At 40.3% G+C, this 25,729-nt stretch carries 26 protein-coding genes; 5 read left to right on the top strand and 21 right to left on the bottom strand.

Translation table 11 applies throughout. From position 1 onward, the window contains the following. Positions 1-3: 3 nt before the first annotated feature. Entirely contained in the window at positions 4-741 is a 738-nt protein-coding gene (bioH, locus tag AC27JR_RS13035; protein ID WP_487173847.1) for a pimeloyl-ACP methyl ester esterase BioH, read from the bottom strand. Positions 742-816: 75 nt separating this feature from the next. Here bioH and AC27JR_RS13030 point away from each other — a divergent pair, with 75 nt between their 5' ends. Next, the gene (locus AC27JR_RS13030) at positions 817-1,494 is read left to right on the top strand and encodes a ComF family protein (protein ID WP_487173846.1); all 678 of its coding nucleotides are present in this window, start codon (positions 817-819) and stop codon (positions 1,492-1,494) included. 6 nt (positions 1,495-1,500) lie between these two features. Here the strand turns inward: AC27JR_RS13030 and AC27JR_RS13025 are convergent, their stop codons facing one another. Further along, positions 1,501-4,050: a M14 metallopeptidase family protein gene (locus AC27JR_RS13025; protein WP_487173845.1), complete on the bottom strand. Its 2,550-nt coding sequence runs from the start codon at positions 4,048-4,050 to the stop codon at positions 1,501-1,503. Between the two features lie 146 nt (positions 4,051-4,196). On the opposite strand from AC27JR_RS13025, the gene nfuA reads away from it, so the two are divergent. Then, the gene (nfuA, locus tag AC27JR_RS13020; protein WP_008465569.1) at positions 4,197-4,772 is read left to right on the top strand and encodes a Fe-S biogenesis protein NfuA; all 576 of its coding nucleotides are present in this window, start codon (positions 4,197-4,199) and stop codon (positions 4,770-4,772) included. 13 nt (positions 4,773-4,785) lie between these two features. Beyond that, positions 4,786-5,055 (top strand): hypothetical protein, encoded by a 270-nt coding sequence (locus AC27JR_RS13015; protein ID WP_008112890.1) that lies wholly within the window; start codon positions 4,786-4,788, stop codon positions 5,053-5,055. An 18-nt stretch (positions 5,056-5,073) separates the two neighbouring features. Here AC27JR_RS13015 and AC27JR_RS13010 read toward each other — a convergent pair whose 3' ends face one another. Then, positions 5,074-6,408, bottom strand: coding sequence for an MATE family efflux transporter (locus AC27JR_RS13010; RefSeq protein WP_487173844.1), 1,335 nt, complete (start codon positions 6,406-6,408; stop codon positions 5,074-5,076). On the opposite strand from AC27JR_RS13010, the gene AC27JR_RS13005 reads away from it, so the two are divergent. Beyond that, positions 6,388-7,413 (top strand): polysaccharide deacetylase family protein, encoded by a 1,026-nt coding sequence (locus AC27JR_RS13005; RefSeq protein ID WP_076919611.1) that lies wholly within the window; start codon positions 6,388-6,390, stop codon positions 7,411-7,413. The two genes, AC27JR_RS13010 and AC27JR_RS13005, sit on opposite strands and share 21 nt — an antisense overlap. Here the strand turns inward: AC27JR_RS13005 and AC27JR_RS13000 are convergent. The 13 genes from AC27JR_RS13000 to AC27JR_RS12940 form a co-directional block, all read right to left on the bottom strand. Beyond that, complete coding sequence (locus AC27JR_RS13000) at positions 7,410-8,447, bottom strand: protein-glutamate methylesterase/protein-glutamine glutaminase (protein WP_487173843.1); 1,038 nt, start codon at positions 8,445-8,447, stop codon at positions 7,410-7,412. The two genes, AC27JR_RS13005 and AC27JR_RS13000, sit on opposite strands and share 4 nt — an antisense overlap. A gap of 8 nt (positions 8,448-8,455) precedes the next feature. Then, entirely contained in the window at positions 8,456-9,073 is a 618-nt protein-coding gene (cheD, locus tag AC27JR_RS12995; protein ID WP_487173842.1) for a chemoreceptor glutamine deamidase CheD, read from the bottom strand. Further along, a complete protein-coding gene (locus tag AC27JR_RS12990) occupies positions 9,057-9,887 on the bottom strand; it encodes a CheR family methyltransferase (RefSeq protein ID WP_487173841.1) in 831 nt (276 codons plus the stop codon). Before AC27JR_RS12990 ends, cheD begins: the two co-directional genes overlap by 17 nt. Positions 9,888-9,957: 70 nt before the next feature. After that, on the bottom strand, positions 9,958-12,657 hold the full coding sequence (locus tag AC27JR_RS12985) for a methyl-accepting chemotaxis protein (RefSeq protein WP_487173840.1): 2,700 nt from the start codon (positions 12,655-12,657) through the stop codon (positions 9,958-9,960). Between the two features lie 48 nt (positions 12,658-12,705). Continuing rightward, a complete protein-coding gene (locus AC27JR_RS12980; RefSeq protein WP_076919607.1) occupies positions 12,706-13,191 on the bottom strand; it encodes a chemotaxis protein CheW in 486 nt (161 codons plus the stop codon). Then, a complete protein-coding gene (locus AC27JR_RS12975; RefSeq protein ID WP_487173839.1) occupies positions 13,173-15,263 on the bottom strand; it encodes a chemotaxis protein CheA in 2,091 nt (696 codons plus the stop codon). The genes AC27JR_RS12980 and AC27JR_RS12975 overlap by 19 nt, the downstream gene beginning before the upstream one ends. 14 nt (positions 15,264-15,277) lie before the next feature. Continuing rightward, positions 15,278-15,640 (bottom strand): response regulator, encoded by a 363-nt coding sequence (locus AC27JR_RS12970; RefSeq protein ID WP_008465588.1) that lies wholly within the window; start codon positions 15,638-15,640, stop codon positions 15,278-15,280. An 8-nt stretch (positions 15,641-15,648) separates the two neighbouring features. Further along, positions 15,649-15,921, bottom strand: coding sequence for an STAS domain-containing protein (locus tag AC27JR_RS12965; RefSeq protein ID WP_487173838.1), 273 nt, complete (start codon positions 15,919-15,921; stop codon positions 15,649-15,651). A 162-nt stretch (positions 15,922-16,083) separates the two neighbouring features. After that, positions 16,084-16,701 carry an SCO family protein gene (locus AC27JR_RS12960; protein ID WP_487173837.1) on the bottom strand — a complete coding sequence of 206 codons (618 nt, stop codon included), beginning with the start codon at positions 16,699-16,701 and terminating at the stop codon, positions 16,084-16,086. After that, the gene (gene cyoE / locus AC27JR_RS12955) at positions 16,698-17,627 is read right to left on the bottom strand and encodes a heme o synthase (protein WP_487173836.1); all 930 of its coding nucleotides are present in this window, start codon (positions 17,625-17,627) and stop codon (positions 16,698-16,700) included. Before cyoE ends, AC27JR_RS12960 begins: the two co-directional genes overlap by 4 nt. 12 nt (positions 17,628-17,639) lie before the next feature. Continuing rightward, positions 17,640-18,629, bottom strand: coding sequence for a COX15/CtaA family protein (locus tag AC27JR_RS12950; protein WP_487173835.1), 990 nt, complete (start codon positions 18,627-18,629; stop codon positions 17,640-17,642). Between the two features lie 12 nt (positions 18,630-18,641). After that, positions 18,642-19,136 (bottom strand): transmembrane cytochrome oxidase associated protein, encoded by a 495-nt coding sequence (locus AC27JR_RS12945; RefSeq protein ID WP_487173834.1) that lies wholly within the window; start codon positions 19,134-19,136, stop codon positions 18,642-18,644. Beyond that, on the bottom strand, positions 19,126-19,866 hold the full coding sequence (locus AC27JR_RS12940; protein WP_487173833.1) for an SURF1 family protein: 741 nt from the start codon (positions 19,864-19,866) through the stop codon (positions 19,126-19,128). Before AC27JR_RS12940 ends, AC27JR_RS12945 begins: the two co-directional genes overlap by 11 nt. Here AC27JR_RS12940 and AC27JR_RS12935 point away from each other — a divergent pair. Beyond that, positions 19,820-20,191, top strand: a complete 372-nt coding sequence (locus AC27JR_RS12935; RefSeq protein ID WP_487173832.1) for a DUF2909 domain-containing protein — start codon at positions 19,820-19,822, stop codon at positions 20,189-20,191. The two genes, AC27JR_RS12940 and AC27JR_RS12935, sit on opposite strands and share 47 nt — an antisense overlap. Here AC27JR_RS12935 and AC27JR_RS12930 read toward each other — a convergent pair. The 5 genes from AC27JR_RS12930 to lexA all read right to left on the bottom strand — a co-directional run bounded on the left by AC27JR_RS12930 (position 20,091) and on the right by lexA (position 25,358). Then, a complete protein-coding gene (locus AC27JR_RS12930) occupies positions 20,091-20,966 on the bottom strand; it encodes a cytochrome c oxidase subunit 3 (RefSeq protein WP_008465600.1) in 876 nt (291 codons plus the stop codon). The genes AC27JR_RS12935 and AC27JR_RS12930 overlap by 101 nt on opposite strands. A 35-nt stretch (positions 20,967-21,001) precedes the next feature. Then, complete coding sequence (locus tag AC27JR_RS12925) at positions 21,002-21,532, bottom strand: cytochrome c oxidase assembly protein (protein WP_008114159.1); 531 nt, start codon at positions 21,530-21,532, stop codon at positions 21,002-21,004. After that, positions 21,532-23,124 (bottom strand): cytochrome c oxidase subunit I, encoded by a 1,593-nt coding sequence (ctaD, locus tag AC27JR_RS12920; protein WP_008114160.1) that lies wholly within the window; start codon positions 23,122-23,124, stop codon positions 21,532-21,534. Before ctaD ends, AC27JR_RS12925 begins: the two co-directional genes overlap by 1 nt. Then, positions 23,124-24,266 (bottom strand): cytochrome c oxidase subunit II, encoded by a 1,143-nt coding sequence (gene coxB, locus AC27JR_RS12915; RefSeq protein ID WP_008114161.1) that lies wholly within the window; start codon positions 24,264-24,266, stop codon positions 23,124-23,126. Before coxB ends, ctaD begins: the two co-directional genes overlap by 1 nt. A gap of 474 nt (positions 24,267-24,740) precedes the next feature. Continuing rightward, positions 24,741-25,358 carry a transcriptional repressor LexA gene (gene lexA / locus AC27JR_RS12910; RefSeq protein ID WP_008114166.1) on the bottom strand — a complete coding sequence of 206 codons (618 nt, stop codon included), beginning with the start codon at positions 25,356-25,358 and terminating at the stop codon, positions 24,741-24,743. Positions 25,359-25,729: the final 371 nt, after the last annotated feature.

Genomic DNA, 25,729 nt, shown 5'->3' with positions numbered 1-25,729 from the left:
GCTTCAAAGCATTGATTTAACGGCAGATAAAAATTCACTTTTATGAGAAATAAAAGGCGCATGCGATGCTTTGTCTAACACTTCGTACTCAAAGTCAGCATTAAGTGCCACCATTTTCTTAATGGCCCGATAAGGAACGAGAGAGTCTAAGCGCCCAAAAATGCCGCTAATAGGAACTGGGCATTGAGCAAATAATTCGCGTAAATCTTCATTTTGCAATATTTCTAGTCCTGCACTTAAGGCCTCGTTATTCGGGGGCGATGACTGACTCAATAACTGCTTTAGCTGTTTTATATCATCTCGAGCAGACTCACTGCCCATTGCCTGAATGGCCAAAAAACGCTCTATCGTTTTTGAACGCTCTTGCAATAACTGCTCTTTAAACTGTGTTAATACTTTAGGCTTAATTCCAGCCCATGGCAATTGCTCTGCAAAAAAGGGGGTTGAGGCAACTAAAATAACTTTTGATACTTTTTCTGGCCAATGTTTGGCAATATAAATGGCAAACAATCCACCCAAAGACCATCCCATTAGTACCGATTGCGGTTTTAGCTGCTCACTCACCCGCTTTGCAGCATCATGTAATGTATAAGGACTTAAAGAGGCGCTACTGTCACCATAACCGGGTAAATCTAAACAGCGCACTTTACCTGAATATAAAAATTCTAATTCTGGTTTTATTAACTGCCACACACCTTGGTTCATTCCCCAACCATGTAACAACACACATTCATTTTGCATATTTACCTAACCTTAACCAAACTTAAGATCTATGATAGCGCTTTAAAAGGAGTTTGTAATGAGGATCATCAGCGAATGAAACTCAGCCTAGGTGATTGGCTATTTCCCTCTTACTGTGTGTTGTGTCAAAGTCAGATCCACAGCTCAATGGGGCTTTGTCTATTTTGTTTAAATGACTTGCCATTGCTAGATTTGGCCGAGCATGACAATTTATTTTACCGCCCTGATATTGTAGAAATGTTTCCTAACTGCAGCTTTGAAAAGCTGTTTGCATGTGCCTTTTACCAGCCCCCTTTTGATTTATGGTTAAAACAACTTAAATTTAATAATCAAATCCATTATAAAAAAGCACTGCAGCAAGTCATAAAAAAGCAACTTACTGTTTTTATGACTAAACACCCTATAGCTGTTGATGCATTTATTATTTTACCTTTACATAAAGCGCGCTTTTTAACGCGTGGATTTAATCAGGTAACCCAAGTATGGCAACCCTGTTTGGCGTCAAATAAGGTGTTAAATAATGCGTTACTTCGCCATAAACACACTTCGGCACAATCACAATTAAGCAAAGCTAAAAGGGTCAAAAATTTACAGCAGGCTTTTTCATGCACGATTAATTTAGAGGGAAAAACGGTAGTAATTATCGATGATATTATGACCACAGGAGCAACTCTTAATGCGGCTACATTATCGTTAAAAGAAGCAGGCGCTAAACACGTATGGGCATTCACTACGTGTTTAACACCACTTTAGGGCGTGTTAGTTTCCACTCACGCGAAAGGTGTGGCCGAAAAATAAAGCATTACTTAACAATCGGCTGGTGCCATACCAGTACCCTCTAAATACAGGGTTGTCAGTCATCGCAATAACACTACCTCGCCCATAAGAATGCGCCATTAACGCAGCTCCACCGGCCACTTGCTCTACATTTACTGCATCGGTAAAACCAGCAAGGAGCGGCTGCTGTGTGTAGGTAAGTATATTTACAAACGGTGCTTGCGAGGCTTCCAATAGCCAGGTGCTATTTTTAAATACAGGTAGTGTGTCACGCTTAAATGAAAATGTCAGAGGGTGAGTTGTATCTACCTTGGTATTAAATATCGCACCGGCAATACGCTGACGACCTGCTAAGTGGTCTTTGTCTGCATACTTTAAACCTTGAGTATCAAATGCCCCAGCCACATCTTTACGCGATAAGTAGCTTGCTTTTAATAGCTGCTGATCGGCTAAAAGCTTCGCCCCGCCTTTATGTCCCCAAATAACACCGCCTTTTCTCACCCAACTTTTAATTGCCACTTTATCGGCATCAGATAACGTCGAATAATCGCCATGCGCCAACACAATATGGCTGTAATTACTGAGCTCTAAAGACGCTAAACGATTCATTTCAACAATGGTTGGCGCTACACCTACAAAACGATCTAGGTAGTACCACACTTCACCCGCTTCATATTGGCTCACGCCTTTACCGCCAACAAGTAACACCTTAGGTGCAGAAACCACAGCCATAGAGCGCGACCCTAAATCAGCACCTTTACTGGTTAAGCCAGTAGTAATTGGTTTAAGTTCAATCCCAAACTGGCTTTGTGCTTGATTTAGCTTTGCCACCCAGTCAGTATCAGTTTGAAGCCCTGCAGGAATGATAATACTACCGGCGTCAAAGTTTACTTCTGCGTTGGTTGATACTGCAGTTAATGGTTTTAGTGCAACACGTGCTTTAATACCTTGCTGTAACAAACTATTGAGCATTTTCGGGGCCTGCATGTCATCCCATGCGAATCCATAGGCGTAATTTTTAGTCAGTGGCGCTAACTCTGGCTGCTTTGCTTTTTGCCAAGCTGTTTTTTCTATCTCTAACCCCCAACGGCTGTTTACTTTAGCAAATGGTAAATTAAACGCATGCGCTAATGTCCAACCCGACACATCGTAAAAGGTGTTATCGGCAAAGTTTTGTTGCTCACTAAAAATAGCTTTAACTAATCGATATTGTGGTTGCGCAAGCGGCACAAAATAACTATCAGCGGTAAAGTTTTTACCCTCAGCTTTTAGCCCTTCTTTCACTGGGTAGGCATTAATTTGATGTTGTTTAAGTATGCTTAAAAAATCGTTAGTACGGGTGTGATCTTCAGCTGCTTGAACAATATAGCCTTGATAGTCTTCATCTTTGGCAAGCTCAACCGCTTTGTTATAAAAGTTCGCTTGATACTCAAGCAAAGCTTGGCGGTTATCAATCGCCGCTTTAAACGTTGATAAGCTCGTTAAAAGTTGGTTTTTAATTGTAAACGCAAACGTTAGCGGACCATTAATCGTTTCTTGAATATGGCCACGAGAACTTGCTTGTTCAAATAAAATACCCACACCCCCGTTTACATCGGGGTAGGTAGAGCCTTTACCATAATAAAAGTCATCAAAGCTTTCTTCTGTAAAGTATAGCGCGTTGTTTTCATCTAATGTTTTAGCATGATAATTTGCAATCGCTTTGGTAAGGCTCACATTTTCTTCAGGCGTAATTGGGTGTTTACGACTTGGGATACCCGGTTGAAAAAAGTAGCTACTATTTGGCCCCATTTCATGAAAGTCAGTTAAAATATTAGGTTTCCAATAATGAAACTTAGCAATCCGAGCCCGCGACTCTGGGTGCTGTAACAACAACCAATCACGGTTTAAATCAAACCAATAATGGTTTGTACGGCTGCTTGGCCAGCTCTCTACATGCTCTCGGGTTTGCGGATCTGACGATAAGTTCATACCGCGATTACTATTAGCCCAATTTGCAAAACGTGCTAGTCCATCTGGGTTAAGCGACGGGTCGAGTAAAATAACCGTATTGTTAAGTAGCTCATTTATTTCATCGCCTTGCGCTGCAGCTAAATAATAAGCGACTAGTAACGCTGCATTACTACCTGATGATTCGTTACCATGAACACTGTAACCCATCCACACGACACTGGGCTGCTCTGCTGTTTTATTGTTTGAATTATTTAGGCGAGCTAAATGTGCTTGGCGAGTTTTTTCTATATTTTTTAATTTGTTAGCCGCTGTAATCGTAAGCATAACTAACGGGCGCTGTTCGTGAGTTCGGCCTATTACTTCAAAATTAATTCGATCGCTTTTTTGAGCTAAAATTTCCATGTAGCGAACAAGTTGGTCATGCCTTACATGCCACTCACCCACTTGATAACCCAGTACCTCTTGTGGTGTTGGTATGGTGGAATCAAATTCAACCTGTTGCTCAAAATAATAAGATAGGGGCTTTGCCATACTTGAAAAACTGGCCAGTACCACCATTATTGTTAATATGAAGCGCATATAAATCACTCTAAAAATGTTTGTTAATTGCACGCTACCATTGCTTAAAATAGATGCCAACTTTTTACGTTCAACACTAGCCGCAACACGATGAGCGGAGTATGATATGCAGTATCCGAGTAATTTAGTCAAGTATAGACGGTATTATGATTTCTATTTCCGAAACAGCGCAAGCGCATTTTGCTAAGCTATTAGCAGATCAATCTCAACAAACGAATATTCGTGTGTTTGTTGTTAACCCTGGTACATCACAAGCTGAATGTGGTGTTTCTTATTGTCCAGAAGACGCGGTAGAAGAGAGCGATATTCGCCTAAATTTTAACGGCTTTGATGCGGTTGTTGATGCTGAAAGCGCGCCTTTTTTAGCCGAAGCTGAAATTGATTTTGTTACCGACAAAATGGGTACTCAATTAACACTTAAAGCACCTAATGCTAAAGCACGTAAACTAGGTGAAGATGCCAGCTTGAATGAGCGTGTGCAACACATGCTAGAAACCGAAGTAAACCCACAACTTGCCAACCATGGCGGCCAAGTTAGCTTGGTAGAGATCACCGCAGCAGGTGTTGCTGTACTTCAGTTTGGTGGTGGTTGTAATGGATGTTCTATGATCGATGTCACACTAAAAGAAGGCATTGAAAAAGAGATGATTGCTAAGTTTGATGAAATCACCGGTGTGTCTGACATTACCGATCATGAAGCAGGCGAGCATTCTTACTACTAAGCATTAATTCATTATGCTAAAGCCACTTATTTACCGCTTAGGGAGCGACCCTAAGTTGAGTTTAAAGCGCTTTTTTCGCGGGCTAGCACTATTTGTGCTAGCCGTGATATTTATCGCTGTAGGCTATTACAGCCATTATAGTTTGCAAGTTATTGGCTTAGTAATTTTAGTCCCCGCTTTATTTTTTGCCTTTTGGGGCTATGCGGGCATTTTTGCTAACCGCTTTTCTCAAGTATTAAAAAACATCCCTTCAAAAAATAATGACCCCGATCTGTGGAAGTAACGGTTTATATTAATTCGCTTAATTAAGTAATTGATTATTAGCTTTTAATTGTTGATATTTAACAATAAGCGTTACGCCTCGCATAAGCATAAAACAACTCATGGCTAACCATAAACCATGGTTTTGCCAGTCCTGAAATAGCCAAAACACCCCGAAAAAGCCTACAATCGCTGAAAGCAACATACTGTTTCGCATCGCTTTAGCGCGTGTCAGACCAACAAAAATACCATCGAACAAAAAGCAGCTCATAGCTAAAATAGGCAATGCTATTACCCAAGGTAAATAGTGAATGGCCTCGTCAATAACCTCTGGTACATTCGTTAATAACTTAATAATGCTGCTGCCAAAAACTATAAAAAACACACTATACATAACGCCAAATAACATACCCCAAAATACACTTATTTTTACCCAAAGCCTTATCTTTTCAACACTTTTTTGACCTTTAGCTTGACCTACTTTGGCCTCACTTGCATAGGCTATTCCATCAAGTGCAAAGCTAACTAACATTAAAAAGTTGAGTAAAACAGCATTGGCGGCCAGTGTGGTTTCACCGAGGCGAGCAGCATAAAAGGTCATAAAGCTAAAACATACTTGCAGTACTAAAGAACGAATAAAAATATCGCGGTTTAAGCTCAGTAGTCCTGCCATTTTTTCTAAACTAAACCAATTTGCTACAGCCAAACTCATACCATGCTTTTTAGCAAGTTGAGCCACCAGCAATAAAGCAAACACAAGTGCAATGTAGTCAGCGATAAGTGATGCCCACGCAGCCCCTGCAACCGCCCAATCAAGGTACACTACAAAATAAATATCGAGCACAATATTGGTAATGTTAGTCACTAACAGTAAATAAAATGGCCCTCGGCCATAATGAACACCTAACATCCAGCCTAGTAAAACTAAGTTGCATAGCGCTGCAGGGGCGCTAAAAATACGAATACTAAAATACCGATAGGCTTCATTGAGCACATCGCTATTGGCAGCTGATAAATACGCGATGGCATGTTTTATAAGGGGTGATAGCAAAATAAGGAGTAAGGCAACCGAAGTGGCTAACAATAAACTGCGCTTAAGTAAGGCTACGAGTTGGGTTAAATCATTTTGACCATAAGCCTGCGCCACCAGCCCAGTGGTGCTCATTCTTAAAAATCCAGCGAGCCAAAATAAAATAGAGATCACAGTTGAACCCAAAGCAATACCGGCTAAATAATGCGCGCTCCCCAAGTGACCAATCACAGCCGTATCAACAATTCCTAACAACGGGACGGTAATATTTGATAATATCATCGGACCGGCTAACAACAACAAGCTTTTATGGTGTGCCTTATTATGTATAAGAAATTGTTTCATTTAGTATTATTATTCCTGATTTGTGGTTCTATACGCGCGCAAGCAGCTGTTATTCTACAGTATCATCACGTCAGTGAAACCCTTCCCGCTGTTACCAGCGTGAGTGCCAACACCTTTACTAAACACTTAAATTATTTAAAAGAGCATAACTTTAACGTTATTCCATTAAATGAGCTGATCAGTGCATTGCAACAAGGTAAGGCTTTAGAGGACAAAACAATCGCGATTACCTTTGATGATGGTTACAACAATAATTACGACCAAGCCGCCCCTATCCTTGAGGAATTTGGCTACCCGTACACTATTTTCGTAAACCCAAAACTCATTGATGAGCAAGCGAGCTATTTGATGGGGTGGGATAAGCTCAGGGAGCTTGCAAAAAAAGGAGCAGTTATTGCTAATCATAGTGCCGAGCATAACTACCTACATAAAAAACTTGAAAATGAAACGCAAAGCCAATGGCGCGAACGCACAAAAAAAGACATTCTTAGTTCACAACAGCGTATTAAAGAGGAAATAGGTCACGACTATAAATACGTTGCTTACCCATACGGAGAGTTTAACAATCAACTACAAGCACTCGTTACTGAGCTAGGTTTTGTTGGTATTGGCCAGCACTCAGGAGCCGTTAATCAACACTCTAACTTTAGCCGCTTACCGCGCTTCCCCGCATCTGGTTTTTATAGCAAACTAGGGACGTTAATTACCAAGATAAATTCAACTGCCTTTACCATTAATAAGCTAACCTATGAAGATAGTGTCACTTCAAAAAATCCACCGACACTCACTATAAAGCTTGAAACAGATGACTTTCATAAGAGTCAATTTGCCTGTTATGTATCAAGCGTTGGCCAAGCTAATTTAAATTGGTTAGACGATAGTACGGTTGAGATAACATCGCCAAAACAGCTTAATAAAGGCCGCTCTCGCTTTAACTGCACGGCTCCATCAATAAAACAAGCCGGCAGTTATTATTGGTTTTCACAACCTTGGGTGATCAACTAAGTTTTACTTTTTATTACTTGATTTAATAACCGCTGGGTCATTTTCTCCAGCGGTACCACTTCATTTGCCGCCCCCATATCAATAGCAGCTTTAGGCATGCCCCATACCACTGACGAAAACTCATCTTGCGCAAGCGTGTATGCACCTTGTTGCTTTAATGCGAGTAACCCTTTCGCACCATCACTTCCCATGCCGGTCAATAGTGTGGCAACAATATGCTTTGCACCTATTTCAAGTAATGAGTTAAATAAAACATCCACTGCGGGTTTATGTCTATTAACAGCCTCTCCATCATCAAGCTGACAATACAAAGCACTACCTTGTTTACTAATTCGTAAATGTAAGCCACCCGGAGCTATATAAGCGCAACCTGCTACCAGTTTATCGCCTTGCTGTGCTTCTTTTACGTTAATAGTACAAGTGCGCTGCATTCGCTCTGCAAATGAGGTGCTAAATACGGGAGGAATATGCTGCGTTATTACAATGGGTGGGCAATTTTTGGGCATACGTATCAGCACTTCTTTTATCGCCTCGGTTCCCCCTGTTGATGCACCGATTGCAATCACTTTATTTACTAAAAATTCGGCATGGGTGGGGATAGGTTCTGCTACAGCACTGGTTTTTTTGTAGCCTCGAACCCGAGCACTAGCCGCCACCCTGACTTTTTGCTGCACTGTGTCAGCATATTGACTCATTTGTTGTTTAACGTTAACCGTTGGCTTTGCAATAAAATCAACCGCCCCCAATTCAAGCGCTTCAAGGGTGATAGGGGAACCTTTTTGAGTCAGAGTGGAAATCATCACTACTGGCATGGGGCGTAAGCGCATTAAGTTTTTTAAAAAACTAATACCGTCCATTTTTGGCATTTCAACATCTAGTGTTAACACGTCCGGATTGTGTTTTTTAATCATTTCTCTGGCTTCGTATGGGTCTTGTGCACAACCCACTACCACAATGTCTTTTGCCTGTTGCAGTATCTCTGTCAGTAATTGCCTGATCAGTGCCGAGTCATCAATTATTAATACTCTAATCATAGCCATCCTTAAAAAAGTTCTATATCAGTGGCTTGAGTTTGCTGTTCAAGATTATGTAAGTAACGCACTTCACGTTTTTCAATGGTGTTATTGTGTAAGTTTCTTAGCTTTTTAACCTGTACTTTTCCATTATGGGGATTAAAAAATATTTTGCGCGGCCAGGGGCCACCCATATCATGCGCCACTAGGTTTAGTGCCTCTTCTGCAACATACGCATTGGCAAAACTGATATTGCCAATACCAATATCTGTCATTGCGCTAATTATTTTGCCTCCCCCAAACAATTTTACTTTTAAGTTTGCCCGAGAAGCGCCATTTTTAAGCACTTCATTAATTAAATATTCCATGGCCCAGTTACCATAACGACAACTTAAACTATGTGCTTGGTCAATTCGCTCACCCTTTTGAATAGGTAGCATAAAGTGGTTAATACCTCCTATGCCAAGCTTGTCGTCGTAAACACAAGCCGCAATGCATGATCCTAGCACGGTGGTGATCAGCTCATCGTTCTTAGAAACATAAAATTCACCTGGCAATACCTTAGCAACTACTTGATCTCGCGTGGCATCCCAATAGCGCTTAATATGCTCAAATCCCGCTAATACCGGCTTAAATTGTGTTTGCATGGGCTACTTTTTGATACATGGTTTTCCCTAAGTTTTTAAATAAGACATGCTCTTTTCCCATGGTTTCTGAATGCCCTAAAAATAAATAACCTTGGTTATTTAAAATATCGGCATAACGGTTAAAAAGCTGATCTTTTGTCTCTTTGTCAAAGTAAATCACTACATTTCTGCACAAGATCAAATCAAATGGGCCCTTCATCGGCCAATCTTGGAGTAAGTTTAAACGCTTAAATGAAATACACTGTTGTAGTTTAGGTTTAACCTTATAACTTTGCCCGTCTTTGCTAGTTAAAAACCAGCGCTTGAGCAAGGCATCATCAAGGCCATTCACATTTGCCGCGGTATAAATACCGCTCTGCGCTTTAGCCAGTACATTAGAATCAAGATCAGTAGCTAAAATTTTCACATCCCAATCACTTGGAAAAGCCCCTTGTAACGTCATTGCTAAACTATAGGGTTCTTCACCGGTAGAGCAGCCTGCAGACCAAATACGCACGCGTTTATTATGTTTATTTGCCTTTAACACCGAAGGAATGAACTGCTCTTTTATAAACTCAAAGTGATGAATTTCACGAAAAAAAGAGGTTAAGTTGGTGGTAATGGCATTAATAAATGCATCAAACTCCTGATCCTTATGATTTTTTAAGTAATCTAGGTAACTAGAAAAGTTTGTTAATTTACGCTCACGAATTCGCCTTGCTAATCGTGAGTAAACCATTTCTCGCTTATGCTCTCCAAGCACAATACCACAGGCGTTATACACTAAATGAGCCACTTCCTTAAAATCGCTATCCGTTAATAAAAACTCTTTCATTATGTGCTCTCAAATAAATATAAAAATAGATTCACACTTACTTCATTGTGTGAATCTATCTAAAGTAGAGTTAAAACTCCTCCCACTCTTCAGCTGAGTCTACAAAGTTTTCACCTTTGCTTTTATTATTAACGAAGCTATTTTGTTGCTTATGCGTTATTTCAGGAGTCCGGATGGTAGGCGATACAACCGCCATATCTTGCTGCCCTAGTGAGAAGAAATGCAGTAAGCGGCGCATTTCATTAGCCTGCTCTGCCATAGACTCACCTGCAGCCGATGCCTCTTCAACTAATGCAGCATTTTGTTGAGTCATTTCATCCATTTGCGATACGGCTTTATTTACTTGCTCAATCCCGGCGCTTTGCTCTTCCGAGGCCTGAGTTATATCAGCTATCATTTGTGTTACGCGTTTCACCGACACTACAATCTCTTGTAAAGTGACACCTGACTCATTCACAAGTGCACTTCCATCAGCAACTTTGCCAACACTATCTCTAATTAACTCTTTAATTTCTTTAGCGGCACCAGCTGAGCGCTGAGCTAAGTTACGCACTTCACCTGCAACAACCGCAAAGCCTCGTCCTTGCTCACCCGCTCTAGCTGCTTCTACAGCAGCATTAAGTGCTAGTAGGTTTGTTTGGAACGCGATTTCGTCTATTACACCAATAATGTCAGCAATTTTTTTACTCGATTCATTAATCGCCGACATACTGGTTACGGCCTTATTAACAACCTCGCCACCTTGAATTGCTTTATCACAGGTTTCTTCAGCTAAGTCATTAGCCACCTTGGCATTATCAGCATTTTGACGAACCGTACTGGTCATCTCTTCCATACTAGAAGCTGTTTCTTCTAATGATGACGCCTGCTCTTCTGTACGCTGGCTTAAATCGGCATTGCCTTGTGAAATTTCTTCAGCCCCACTGGCCACCAGTGTAGCCGATGTATTAATGCGATTAATGACCTCGGTTAGCTTGTCTGCCGTCGCATTTGCATCTTTTTTAAGTTTATCAAACGAGCCGTAATACTGTTTTTCAATCCGTTTTGATAAATCCCCATTGGCCATTGCATCAAGCATAGTTCCAGTATCTGCTACGGCGTCATCAACCACTTTAACTAAACTATTAAGACCCTGAGCTAAACGCAGGAAGAAGCCATCTTTTCCTTGCTCAACCACTCGGCTATTTAATTCCCCTTTACTTGCGGCGCTGACCAACTGAGCAATCTCTTTTTCTATTGCCACCTCTGCCGTTCTGTCTTCCCATTCAACTACAGTCCCAATTCGCTCATCGTCTGGGGTTATAATTGGGTTAGCAACTAAACCAAAAGTTCTGCCGCCCACTTTAATTTCAGTACTGTAAGTGTTCGTTAGCTTTGCTAACATATTTTGCTGATGGGCTGGGTTTTTATGAAAAATATCAATATTTTGATTAATCAAATTTTTGCTGTCAAAGTTAGGTAAATCAATGCGTATATCATTTTGTGCAATACTCATCATATTTTTCACCGCGTCATTCATATACACAATCACATTCGATGCATCTGCAATCATAGTGTTTGTTGCTACAGTGTCTAACGCGCGACGAACACGTAGGTTTTCTTCTGCTCTGGCACGCTCTTCATCGGCCTTAAATACTTCATCAGTAATATCTTGCCACTCAACAATCGTTCCTAAACGCTCTCCTTCTTCGTTAAACCATGGCGAAGCAATTAAATTAAAAATAAGACCAGCTAATTTGAGTGTCGCTTTATGGGGCGCATCTAATTTTTTTAACAGCTCGCGCTGATGCGCAGGGTGTTGATGAAAATCATCAACACATGTGCCAATTAAGTCACTTACAGCAAAGTTGGGTAGTACCGATTGCAAATCCCTTTCCCGTGCTTTTAGCATTTGCTTAACACGGTCATTGGCAAAGATGATGTTTAAGTCATTATCAGCCATCATCACATTTGCTTGGCATACTTTTAAGGCGTTGGCTAAGTCAGCTGTTTTTTTAGAGGCTCTTTCAAGTTCTTTTTGTTCGCTAATATCAGTTGCATATTTAATGATTTTTATTAATCTTCCGTCCATATCATAAATGGGGTTATAAGAAGCATTAATCCAAATTTCACGGCCTTGTTTATCAAAGCGCAAGTACTCACCTCGGTCGTATTCACCCCGTCCCAGTTTGGCCCAAAAAGCTTGATAATCTGCACTATTTGCATATTCAGATGCAACAAATAAACGATGATGTTTACCTTGTATTTCATTAAGGTGGTAGCCAAATGTGGCTAAAAAGTTATCGTTGGCATTTAGCACTGTGCCATCTAAGTCAAACTCGATTACCGCTTGCGATTTATTTATTGCCGCAACTTGTCCAGCAGCTTCTGCCGCCTTTAATTTTTGCAATGTGATCTCAGTGGCAAATTTAATCACTTTAATCACTTGACCCTGTGAATCTAAAACAGGGTTATAGGTGGCTTGTATCCACACTTCTTTAGCATTTTTGCCAAACCGCTTAAATTCATCTGAAATAAACTCACCCGCGCTCAGTCGCTGCCAAAATTGACGGTATTCATTACTTTGCGCTTCGCTAGGGCTAACAAATAAAGAATGGTGCTGACCTTGAACCTCAGCAAGTGAGTAGTCCATTACGCGAAGAAAATTTGCATTCGCAGTGATAATTTTTCCGCTAGGTTCAAACTCAATTATTGCTAATGATTTATGCAATGCATTTATGATCAAATCATTGCTTGATTCAGACTGTTTTGAATTACTAAACCATCCCATGCTTATCACCACCTTTAAGTTATTTACTTTATTTAGTTACTGTTACCGCTAAATATCCATGGTTGCAGGCAAGTCAATCAGGGCGATCATTTTTTCGCCCACGTTAACTAACCCTGCGACATATTCACTTTCATTGGTTTGGGTTAAACTCGGTACGGCTTTAGCATCTTGCTCAGCAATACTATAAACATCCGCCACCGCATCTACCGTAATACCCATTACTTTACTTTCTTGTTCAAACTCTACTTTTACAATAATCACTACTGTTAACGGTCCATACTCAATGGTGGGTAAACCAAAACGTAACCGCAAATCAATAATAGGGACTATAGTGCCACGCAAATTAATAACGCCTTTTACGTACTCCGGGGCATTTGGCAGTGCGGTTATGTCTTCCCAGCTGCGAATTTCTTGCACCGTTAATATGTCTACTCCGTATTCTTCTTCAGCCATAATAAAGGTAAGAAACTGCTTAACGCCTTCTTTGCGCTGTAGTTCAATATTGCTATTTAATGCTATTGATTCAGAGAACATGAATCCTCCAGAGTCGCCGATGGCTCAATACTTAATGCTTGGCTACCAGGTTTTTTTAACCCAGAAAGCTTAATTAAACCGCTAATATCTAAAATTAACGAGACCCGCCCATCGCCTAAAATGGTTGCCCCCGACACCCCATCCACTTTATGGTAATTAGCTTCTAAACTTTTTATAACCACCTGCTGTTGCGACAGTAAATCATCAACTAGCAGCCCTACTTTTTGGTTGTCGTTTTCCACTACAACCAACAGGGTTTTGTCTAGCGATTCAATCGCATTTTGATGATTAAAAATATCGTATAAACGCAGAATAGGAATGTATTCATCACGTAACCTAAGTACGTCTAAGTCTTTACCAACTCGACTGACTTTGGAGATATCAATTTGTAATGACTCTACAATTGAGATTAATGGGATGATGTAAGTATGCTTGGCCACTTTAACCAATTGCCCATCTAAAATAGCCAAGGTGAGCGGCAGCCGAATAGTAAAAGTAGAACCAATACCTTGTGCAGAAGTGACCTCTACTGACCCATTTAATGATTGAATATTACGTTTAACCACGTCCATACCTACACCCCGTCCAGATAAGTCACTTACCTCATCAGCGGTAGAAAACCCTGGCATAAATATGAGTTCGTTAATCTCATCATCTGTTAACTCGCTATCGCCCGTAATTAGCTCGTTGGCAATTGCTTTTTCTTTAATCTTTTGGGTGTTAAGGCCTTGGCCATCGTCCATTATTTCTATGACGATATTACCTCCCTGATGAAAAGCATTTAACGTAACCTTGCCCACAGGATCTTTACCTGCTGCAATACGCTTTTCTACAGTTTCAATACCATGATCCAAAGAGTTTCTTACTAAATGCACCATAGGATCAGATATTTTTTCCATCACGGTTTTATCTAGCTCGGTTTGCTCTCCAATCAGTTTTAACTCCACCTCTTTATTAAGCTTTTGAGCAATATCACGCACCAAACGCGGAAAGCGGCTAAACACAAAATTAATTGGCAGCATACGAATACGCATCACGTTTTCTTGTAAATCTCGAGTGTTATGCGCTAATTGCGCCAATCCCTCTTGAAGAGACGTTACCGTGGTGGCTGTCATTTCCTGTTCGCTAAGCTGATTTAACATTGCTTGGGTAATGACCAACTCGCCCACCATATTAATTAATGAATCAACCTTATCGATACCAACCCGAATAGAAGTAGATTCAGGCGCAGCTTTAGCGCTGGGCGTATTGGCAGGTGCCTTTGCTTTACTCGCTTTGGGTTGCTCAGCAGTTTTGGGAGCTTCCTCCACAATAGCCGGTTCGTTAATTACTTCCTCTGACTCGGCTTTAGCATCATTAAATAAGCCGCCACACAACTCGACTTTAATATCTGCATCATCTTCAACCCATTCAAAAATCTCTTTAATGGCTTGGTCATCACGTTCAGTATTTAAGAAAAATCGCCAATATAAAAAGCACTCATCAGTGGTTAATTCTTTAATGTCAGGTATCGCATCGGTGAATACTTGTACTTCTAACTCACCAAGCTCAGCTAATTCGCTGATCATAAACAAAGGTTCGTTACCGGTTTTAAATAGATGAAAATGTGGCTTAAAATCAATCTGGTAAGTATTAACGATAACCTGCTCAAGGTGTGTTTCATCACCTTGAACTTCACTTGCTGGCATACCTAGTAAGCTTTCAAACTGTTCTCGCAAAGTGTCTGCTTGGGTTAAATCAGGTTCTTCCTGTACCTTTAGTGAGCTTAGCAAAGCTCTTAAGCAATCTACTGATTTAAGTAATAAATTAATGTGCTCGCTACTTATATTGCGCTCACCTTCACGAATTTGATCCAGTAATGTTTCTAATACATGGGTAAAGTTTGCAATTGAATTAAATCCAAAAGTAGCACTGCCCCCTTTTATTGAATGAGCAGCTCTAAAAATAGTATTAATAGTTTCTAAGTCTTCTTCGCCCGGCACTAAGTTGAGTAATTCAGTCTCCATAATATCGAGGCCTTCAAAACTCTCTTCAAAGAACACTTCAAAAAACTGGCTTAAATCAATACTCACAGTGCACTCCTAGGTTAACGGATTACTTTTTTTAGCACGGCCAATAGTTGTTCTGGATTGAAAGGTTTTACAATCCACCCTGTTGCCCCTGCAGCTTTGCCTTCTACTTTTTTATCCATCCCCGACTCTGTAGTTAACATAAGCAACGGTGTAAATTTGTAATCTGGTAACCCTCTTAGTTCTCTAATAAGCGTGATCCCATCCATAATCGGCATGTTTACATCAGAAATAACTGCATCAAAACCTTGTTGCTTGGCAATGGCTAATGCCTCACTGCCATCTTTGGCTTCGGTAACATCAAATCCTGCTGTTTTTAATGTAAAACTCACCATTTGACGCATTGATGCAGAATCATCGACAGCTAAAATTCTTTTCATATAAACCTCTAGTTAGTACTTTCTGATGCTAAATATTCACTTAAACCGAGTTGTTCAATGGCATTTGTTAATGCGTCACTGCTGCCAACCCAAGCAATTTTTTGATTAATAGTAAGAAGGTGTTTTTGTAGGGAGCAAAGAAGTTGAACCGAGGCGGTATCAGCAGACATAACATCGCTAATATCCAGACAAATATCTCGGCTGTTATTAAGTTCGCCTAATAAATCTTGATGTAAAACGTCAACTTGAACAATTGAAAGTTCGTTTGGTAGTTTAAGCATTTTTAAGCTTTTCCTTATCAACTCAATCCATAACAAAAGCTTAGACCGAGATAAAGAAAACGCCATAAAAACCACTAAAAAATAACTAATTAATTAAGATTAGCTGTTAAAAAACGTAAAAAGGGGCACAAAGCCCCTTTGAAATCGTTAAACCATTAAAAACTAGTTTTTGTAGAAATCTGCTATTTCAATAAATTCCGCTGTTAATTTTGTAGTATTAACCAAAGGCACATCACCTTGTTTAAATTCAGGCTTAAAAATAGCTCTTAATGCACCACTGCCGTCAACAAGTGCAACCGATGCACTATGATCCACCGCATAGTCAGACTCATCACTATCACTAATTGCGTAAATTAATCCAAGTTCTCGTACAAATGGAAACAAGTCTTTATGCTCCCCAGATACAGCTAAAAAGGCAGGGTTAAAATAATCTATGTACTCTTTACGTTTTTGAGCAATATCTCGTTTAGGATCGACAGATATAAACCACACCTGCAGTGGATAATCAGCCTGTAAGTTTTTATAGACATTGTTAAGCTTAGCAAGCGTCATTGGACAAATATCAGGGCAGCTTGTGTAGCCTAAAAACACTAAGTTCCATTGACCTAAAAACTGCTGCTTTGTCACTAACTCCCCCTGTTGATCATTCAACGAGAAATCAGATAACGGTTTTGCAGTTTCGTACACTAATGCATCAAGATCTTGTAAATTTTTTTTATCACCACATGCCGATAAAAAAAGCACCGAAAAAACAATTAACCCATACCATAACTGCTTCATATAACTAACCATTTATCTATAAATAAGATAACAAAGAGTATCATTAAATGAATAATCGAAAAACGAAATAAATCCATCGCGGTGTCCTCTTTGGCGGCAAATTTTAAGTTAATTGCTTTGTATATAAATACCACATTGAGGATACATGCCCCGCTTAAATAAATAAGCCCCGACATACCTATCAAATAAGGGAGTACGCACACTATGGCTAATAGTACTGAGTACGCGAGCACACAGGTTTTACAAAAGTCGATTCCATGGGTCACTGGTAACATGGGGATTTTAGCGCGTTCGTAATCACTTTTACGCGCAATGGCTAACGCCCAAAAATGCGGAGGAGTCCATGTAAATATGATCATCACCAACAACCAAGGAGCAGCGGCCATTTGATTGGTTTCAGACACCCAACCAAGTAAAGGTGGCATGGCGCCTGCCAAACCACCAATCACTATATTTTGTGGCGTAGCACGTTTTAAAAACGACGTATAAATAAACGCATAACCAACAAGTGCAAATAAAGTGAGTATGGCGGTGAGTGTATTTGCCCACAACATCAACATAATAAATCCTGCCACACCAATCACAGTTGCAAAACTAAGTGCATGTAATTTACTTAAGCGTCCTTTGGCGACTGGGCGGTGGCGTGTACGTGCCATTTTACTATCAATTTCGCTATCAACCACATGGTTGATAACAGCAGCTGCCGCAGAGAGTAAGCCTATCCCTAATAAACTTATGAATTGAACCCCAATACCTCTTCCAACGTCAGGGGCGAGTGCTAAGCCCACCCATGCCGTTAACACCAGCATAGCTACTACTTTAAATTTACTGATTGCCAAATAATCTTGAATTAAGTGATAGCTTTTAGTTAATAACGATGTGCTATAAACGGGCTGCATTGCTTTTTTATTAATTGTAAGTGCCATAACGATTCCCCTTTAAGTACGGACTTTTAGGTAATAACATAACCTAACCATAGTTAATAACAGTATGGCAGCCATTAAGTTATGCGCCAGCGCTACGCCTAACGGAAAATGGAAATGCACCACCGCTAACCCCAAAGCAATCTGACAAAATAACGCCACTAATACCGTCACTGTGCAGCTTTTAATTTTTTGTGAATAAGCATGGCTGTATATTCGCCACATGACGAGTGCCAATACAATACAAGTAACCAATGCCCATATACGATGCAATAAGTGGATAGACATACGCGCTTGTTGTGACAATACGCCAAACTCATAATTGCTATGCTCTAACGGTAACTGAAAGACACTACTGAGCGAAAACGGCTGAGCGTAACTACATAGCGGCAAACCATTACAATGTGGCGCGGCATAATTAGCCGCTAACCAGCCACCTAGAGCGATTTGTAAAATAAGTACCGTGAGCGCCACCAAGCTTAGTTTAAAGTGGGGTTTTGCACCTGCGTCCCCCCCCGAAATAGGCTGACTGGTCAGCCGTAAGTACAACAGCGTTAATAACGCCAAAATGCTAAACCCTCCGAGTAAATGCCCCATCACAATTAGCGGCTGCAGGTTCATAGTCACCGTCCACATACCAAGCGCTGCCTGAAAAATAACAAGTAAAAGCAGTAGCATTGGTAATTTTACAGGCGTAGTTGGATACTGGCGTTTTACAAAAGCCAAAATAAACAACACTAAAATTAATACTCCGAGTGTGCCAGCAAAATAGCGATGAATCATTTCTTTCCATGCTTTTGCTGTTTCAAATATCATGTCGGGGTAGCTCTGAATCGCTTGCGCAATCTCGGCCTCATGTTTTGGTACGGTTAAAAAGCCATAACAACCAGGCCAATCGGGGCAACCAAGCCCTGCGTCACTTAACCGCGTATACGCGCCTAAAGCCACCACAATTAATGCGAATAAACTCGTTGCTAATACCAAATTTTTATAGTTTTTATACATAGCAGCCTCTACTTAGCTTGAGCGAGAGTAATTAAGTAATTTTTTTAGATCTTTCAATAATCCCTTTTGTATCAAACGGTTTTCTTGTGGTTGAGGGTTAAATGGATATTCCAGCACAATCAGTCCCATATGGTCTATTAAATACAAACTCGCGGGTTTTAACTGCTGTTGTGCAGCAATCATATGCCAATGCGGCTTCGCTGCTTCCGGTTCACCAATTATTGCCATATCTACTTTGTGTTGGTTTTTACCAAGGGCAACATATAAATTATCTAAAGCGGCGAGCTGCTCAGAGCAAGGCTCTTTGCATTGTGCTGAATAATTTAAAGCAATGGTCCATTGTTTTGGATTATGCTGCTGCCAATTCTCTAGCTTAATTTCACGCTCTAAAAATTCTCCATGATTAGTAATTGCTGTAGGTAGCCAATCAAGTTTTAACGCGCTGTAAGCCAGCACTAATGGGATAGCGCAACATACTACAAAGAGCAACAGGGGTTTATTTTTCATTATCTATCCTCTTCTTGCTTGCAAAAATAGCAACTACCACACAGGCAATTGCAATTAGAAACCACTGTACTGAGTAGGCATAATGCTTTTCTGGACTCATCACAACAGCTTCATAATGGGGGGCAGCAATCTTATCTTCACCGCCTTGGCGATAGGCCATATAATCCACTAAAGGTCGCTGGGATTGGCTACTGAGAGCTTGCAGATCAATGATTTGAATTCGTTTAGCTAAATCTGATTGAGTATTACTATTAGCTAAGGTAAAGCCACTTAAGTTATCTTCTTTAATTTGTGCCGTTAACGAAAATTTACCACTAGGTATTGTCACGTTTGGTAGGATTTCTCTTGAACTGCCTGCTTTTACCCAGCCTAAATTAACTAATAAAAAGCGCGAATCATCAGGTAATTTTAATAATGCCAGTAAGTCGTAACCAACCTGACCATTATAAATTTGGTTATCGAGCAGCCAATAATTATTGATATCAAAATAACCACTCAACGAAACTAATACCCCGGTTTTATTCCACTCTTTTGGCAGTTGTTGCAACTGTGCCCAGCTCATAACCCCTTGCTGTTGTATATTTTCAATGGCATTAAGCTGCTGTTGCTTTTGATCTGCGCGCTGTAATTGCCAAAACCCTAAACGCACACAAACTAATACCACAATAACAACCAGGCAAACTGTGATTATTGAGCTAAGCTTTTGTTTGTTAAATACAACTAACTGCATAAGGGTAAATCCAGTGATTATTAAAATTATTATTGTTCTACTGTTATTATTTATATTGTTTAATTTATTTCGTGCTTTATTAATTATGGTGTCGGGAAAAACCAATGGACGCCCCATGTCTCACTTTTTAGGGCGTCGAGTGTTATTTTCTGTTGTAGTGTTAGTGATGGTAATTGCCGCACTAAAGCTCGGTTTAATTACGGCAAATCAATCACCTTTTCCCACTACAGCACATATACAAATACAAACAAACATAGCCAAACAACATCAACAAAATGCCAGTACCAGGCCGCAGCTTGAAAGGCAAAGTGCTTATTTTTTGTAAAGTGGCCTTTTAAAATCCGTAGGAAAACGATTAATAAAATAATGGTACCTAAGGTGACATGCATACCGTGAAAGCCGGTTAACAAAAAGAAGGTATTTCCGTAAATTCCTGCATCAAGGGTTAAATTAAGGTCGTTATAAGCGTAAATATATTCTTCTACTTGGAGTCCTAAAAAACATACTCCCAGTAAAATAGTTACGCCTAAAAACACCTTAAGTGGCGTGCGCTTGTTATTTTCCATCGCCACATGAGCAAAATGCAGAGTCACTGACGAGGCTAATAAAATAAGGGTATTTATAAGTGGTAACCCTTGCCAGCCCATTGCTTGCGTAGTGGTGCCCCCTGGAGTATTTAACAACGGCCACACAGCCTCAAAAGTAGGCCATAACACTTCGTTAGTCATGGCGTTGTTATCAGCGCCTCCAAGCCAAGGTACAGAGAACATGCGAGCATAAAAAAGGGCGCCAAAAAAGGCCATAAAAAACATAACTTCTGAAAAAATAAACCAGCTCATACCTTGCCTGAATGAGCGATCCATTTGGGCAGAATATAAACCTTGATGCGACTCTTCAATCACATTTTTAAACCAGCTAAACAGCATATAAAGCAATACGGCAATACCCACATACAGTATGTAAATACCGCTGCCTCCCTCTTTACCCATATCCATAACTGTTAAGGCTGCCCCTACCGCAATAAAAAATAGCGCCACTGCGCCAACTATTGGCCATGGGCTTTGATCAGGTACATAATAATGTTCATATTTTTGATTCATTTCATTTGCTCCTAGTTTTTCACTAGTTTTATAAGCTAGTTATTACTGGCTACTAACTTCTCGCTAATATCAAATACGGTATAAGACAGAGTTAACTCCTCCACATCACTGGGTAACTCAGTATCAACATAAAAAAGTAATTTAAACTCTAGCTCCTCGCCAGCCTTCAAAGGTTGCTGGTCAAAGCAAAAACACGCTATTTTGTGTAAATACTTAGCTGCTTTGCCCGGTGCTACCGAGGGGATAGCCTGCATCACTTTGTCTTCATTACTGTTGTTTTTAGCGCTAAACATAACCTCACGCATGGCCCCTGGTTTTACATCTACACTGTATTCTTTAGATTTAACCTCAAAAGGCGCACCACTTTGGGCATGCGTGGTAAAACTAACGCTGACTTCTCTATTTTCAGTAATCAAGGTACTTTGCTGTGCTTGTTCTAACGAGGGCTTACCATTAAGCCCCGTTATATCGCAAAACACGTCATATAAAGGCACCATGGCAAATGCAAAAGCAAACATTGCAATGCAAATAACCACCAGCTTTTTTAATAACGGTAGATGACTCATTATTTAATATCCGGCGGCGTTGAGAACGTATGGTAAGGCGCTGGTGAATCAACTTCCCATTCAAGCCCTTCAGCTCCATCCCAAACTTTTGCAGGCACTTTATCGCCCCCTTTTGCACATTTATACACAACGACAACGAACAGTAATTGCGATAAACCAAAGGCAAACCCACCTATACTAATAATGGCGTTAAAGTCAGCAAACTGCAGTGCATAATCTGGAATTCGACGTGGCATACCAGCTAATCCCACAAAATGCATTGGGAAAAACAGCACGTTAACGCTCACCAACGACAACCAAAAATGCCATTTTGCTAAGGTAATATTGAACATATTTCCGGTCCATTTTGGCAGCCAATAATAAGCCCCCGCCATAATAGAAAACACCGCGCCCGTTACGAGTACATAATGAAAGTGTGCAACCACAAAGTAAGTATCATGGTATTGAAAATCGGCAGGCGTAATAGCCAGCATCAATCCCGAAAAACCACCTAAAGTAAACAGCACAATAAATGCGATACTAAACAACATAGGCACTTCAAAGCTAATAGAGCCACGCCACATAGTTGCTACCCAGTTAAATACTTTTACGCCGGTAGGTACCGATATCAACATAGTCGCGTACATAAAAAACAACTCTCCCGCCACGGGCATACCAGTGGTAAACATATGATGCGCCCACACAATAAAGCTCAACAAGGCAATCGAGGAAGTGGCGTACACCATAGAGGCGTAACCAAATAGTTTTTTACGTGAAAAAGTAGGAACAATCGTAGAGATAATGCCAAAGGCAGGCAAAATCATAATATAAACTTCAGGATGACCAAAAAACCAAAATATATGCTGGAACATTACCGGATCGCCACCACCAGCGGCGTCAAAGAAGCTGGTCGCGAAGTATTTATCGGTGAGTACCATAGTAACTGCACCAGCAAGTACCGGCATTACTGCAATAAGTAAAAAAGCCGTGATCAGCCATGTCCACACAAATAACGGTAGCTTCATCCACGTCATTCCAGGGGCGCGCATATTCACTATGGTTACCACCACATTAATGGCTCCCATAATCGAACTAATACCCATAATATGCACCGCAAACACAAACATTGCTGTGTTGTCGTTACTATAAGTGGTGGAAAGCGGGGCGTAAAAGGTCCAACCAAATGCAGGGCCGCCACCAGGCATAAACAGTGACGCTAGCAGGATTAAGAACGCAAACGGTAAAATCCAAAAACTCCAGTTGTTCATTCTCGGTAATGCCATATCTGGCGCACCAATCATTAGCGGGATCATCCAGTTTGCCAATCCAGTAAATGCAGGCATTACTGCACCAAATACCATGATCAGTCCATGCACTGTGGTCATTTGGTTAAAAAAGTGTGGATCAACTAACTGTAAACCCGGCTGAAATAGCTCAGCACGGATCACCATGGCCATTGCTCCACCAATTAAAAACATGGTTAGTGAAAAAATTAAATATAAGCTGCCTATGTCTTTATGGTTGGTTGTAAATAACCAGCGTTTAAAGCCAGTAGCGGGTTGATGGGCATGATGAGCCTCATTGGTATTAGGTTGTTCTGCAATGCTACTCATTATTTAGCCTCCCCACCAGCATCCAGTGCCGCTTGTATTTCGCTTGGTTGAATTACCTCTCCGGTGTCATTACCCCATGCGTTTCGTTTATAAGTAATAACGGCTGCTATCTGCTTAATAGATAATTGCTTGGCAAAAGACTGCATCGCTGTACCAGGCTTACCATAAAGTAAAATATCGATGTGACCTTTAATATCACCTACCACTATTGGACTGCCTTTAAGTGCAGGAAAAACCCCTGGCAGGCCTAAACCTGTAGGCTGGTGACACGCAGCACAGCTCGCCATATAAACTTGCTCACCCAGTGCCATTAACTCTTCTTTTGGTACTACTTGGTCAAGTAGCGCCGCACTTTCGGCGGCCGCTTTTTGTTTAGCTTGTTTAGCTTCTGCCAACCACGATTTGAAGTCTTCTTCTGTTTTTGCTTCTACCACAACAGGCATAAAGCCATGATCTTTACCACACAGCTCTGCACACTGCCCGCGGTAAGTACCTACTTCATTAATATTGGTCCATGTTTCATTGATAAACCCAGGATTTGCATCTTTTTTAACAGCAAAATCAGGTACCCACCATGAGTGAATCACATCATCTGAGGTCATTAAAAAACGTACTTTTTGATTAATCGGTAGCACCAGCGGCTTATCTACTTCAAGTAAATAGTTCGGGTTTTTATCGGCAAGATTAGTTATTTCATTTTGAGGAGTCGCTAACATTGAATAAAACTCAACATCCTCGCCCATATATTCGTAATGCCATTTCCATTGTGAGCCAGTAATTTTTATGGTGATATCAGCTTTGCTGGCATCCTCCATGGCAATTAGGGTTTTAGTCGCAGGAATGGCCATAACAATTAAGATGACAAAAGGAATGGCAGTCCAGAGTATTTCTACTTTGGTGCTTTCATGAAACTGGGCAGGGACAGCCCCTTTAGATTTGCGATGATGAATGAGTGCCCAAAACATAATGGCAAACACGATCACCCCAATCACACAACATATTAAAAATATAGTCATGTGTAGTTGGTATACATTATTACTTATATCAGTTACGCCTTTACGCATATTATATTGGCTATTAGCAAGCACATTTTGCGAAAAAACTAACAATATAAGCCACAAGGAAGAACTCAGCTTACCCATGTGACGGCTCCTTTGATGCTATTGCTGACGCAAAGCGAAGGGACATACTACTTAAACGCCCATTCGTTATTTTTATTTTTTATAAGGGTGCTGGAGTTATTAAATGTGTGTGCTCAAAACGACTACGCTGTGAGTTATTTTTATTCCAGCTCTTTAATAACTAGTTAAAAAATAAACAATAAGCAAGGTGAGTATGAAAAATAAACAAGGGGTTACTTAAAAAAGTGCAGCAAAAAAGTAGTCACTAATGAGTTAGTTAACCTAAGAGTCAGGGGTGGTAAGGGGTAGCTTGAATAACAGCGGAAAAAATATAAAATTTTATGATTTAAAAATAATTAGGATAAATTTATTTATATATAAGTATTTAGCGATATTATTTACAATAACAAAAGCGATTAACAAGCAGCACCATAAAAAATAATACAAGTAAAATCAGCGCCTAATTAATATTAAGCGCTAAGTTATGCTTAACTATCACATCCAGTCAGCGTTACGAATAACACCTACCGCTAAGCCTTCAATATTGAAAGATTCATTTTCCAAGTCGACTTCAATGGCCGAAAACTCGTCATTTTCAGCATGCAGTAATACTTTTCTGCCGGCTTTTTCTAGGCGTTTAACCGTAACATCATCATCCACTCGAGCAACAATAACCTGACCATTTTCAGCCACTTGAGTTTTATGTACAGCGAGTAAGTCGCCATCCATAATACCAATATCTTTCATACTCATGCCGTTAACACGCAGTAAAAAATCGGCCGCAGGTTTAAACATTAAAGGGTCAATTTTACAGTGGCTTTCAACATGCTGTTGCGCCAATATTGGCTCACCCGCAGCAACCCGACCAATTAAAGGCAAGCCTAATTGCTCTGGCTCTTCTTCTTCAACAAGCTGAATGCCGCGACTCGCACCCGGCTTCATTTTAATTACACCTTTTTTAGCCAGTGCTTTTAAGTGTTCTTCTGCAGCATTTGCACTTTTAAAACCCAGTGTTTGTGCAATTTCGGCACGTGTAGGAGGCATACCAGTGTCTTTAATAAACACTTTGATAAGTTCGAGTATTTGCGCTTGGCGTTTTGTTAATGGTCGCATACAACTGGTTTTCCATACAGTACAATTAACTGTGAGTATATACAGTTATTTAAAAATCGCAAATATAAATTAATACCTTATAAGTCTGTAGGTTTCAGATTCAGTGAATTTTTTTCCAAATGGGTGAATCTCTTTATTCATCAAGCCTGTAACTAAGTTTTGTTTGATTTTTTATACTTCTAAATTCTATAAGTTGTTAATCTGGCTCATAATTTAAAAACATTTCTCGAATCTGTTGTTTGTTTGAGTATTTATCGATACACATATAGCCTTTTGCTTCAAGATTGAGCCAAAGTTCGATTGCTGAATGTAAACCGAAATTGCTTTCCTCAGGAGAAATATCTTTAAGATATTGTTTTGGCATTTCTAAA

The organism is Pseudoalteromonas sp. NH0006-26 (assembly GCF_057552415.1).
The sequence above is the reverse complement of the archived record's forward strand: the minus strand, read 5'-3'. Positions and strand labels throughout refer to the sequence as shown.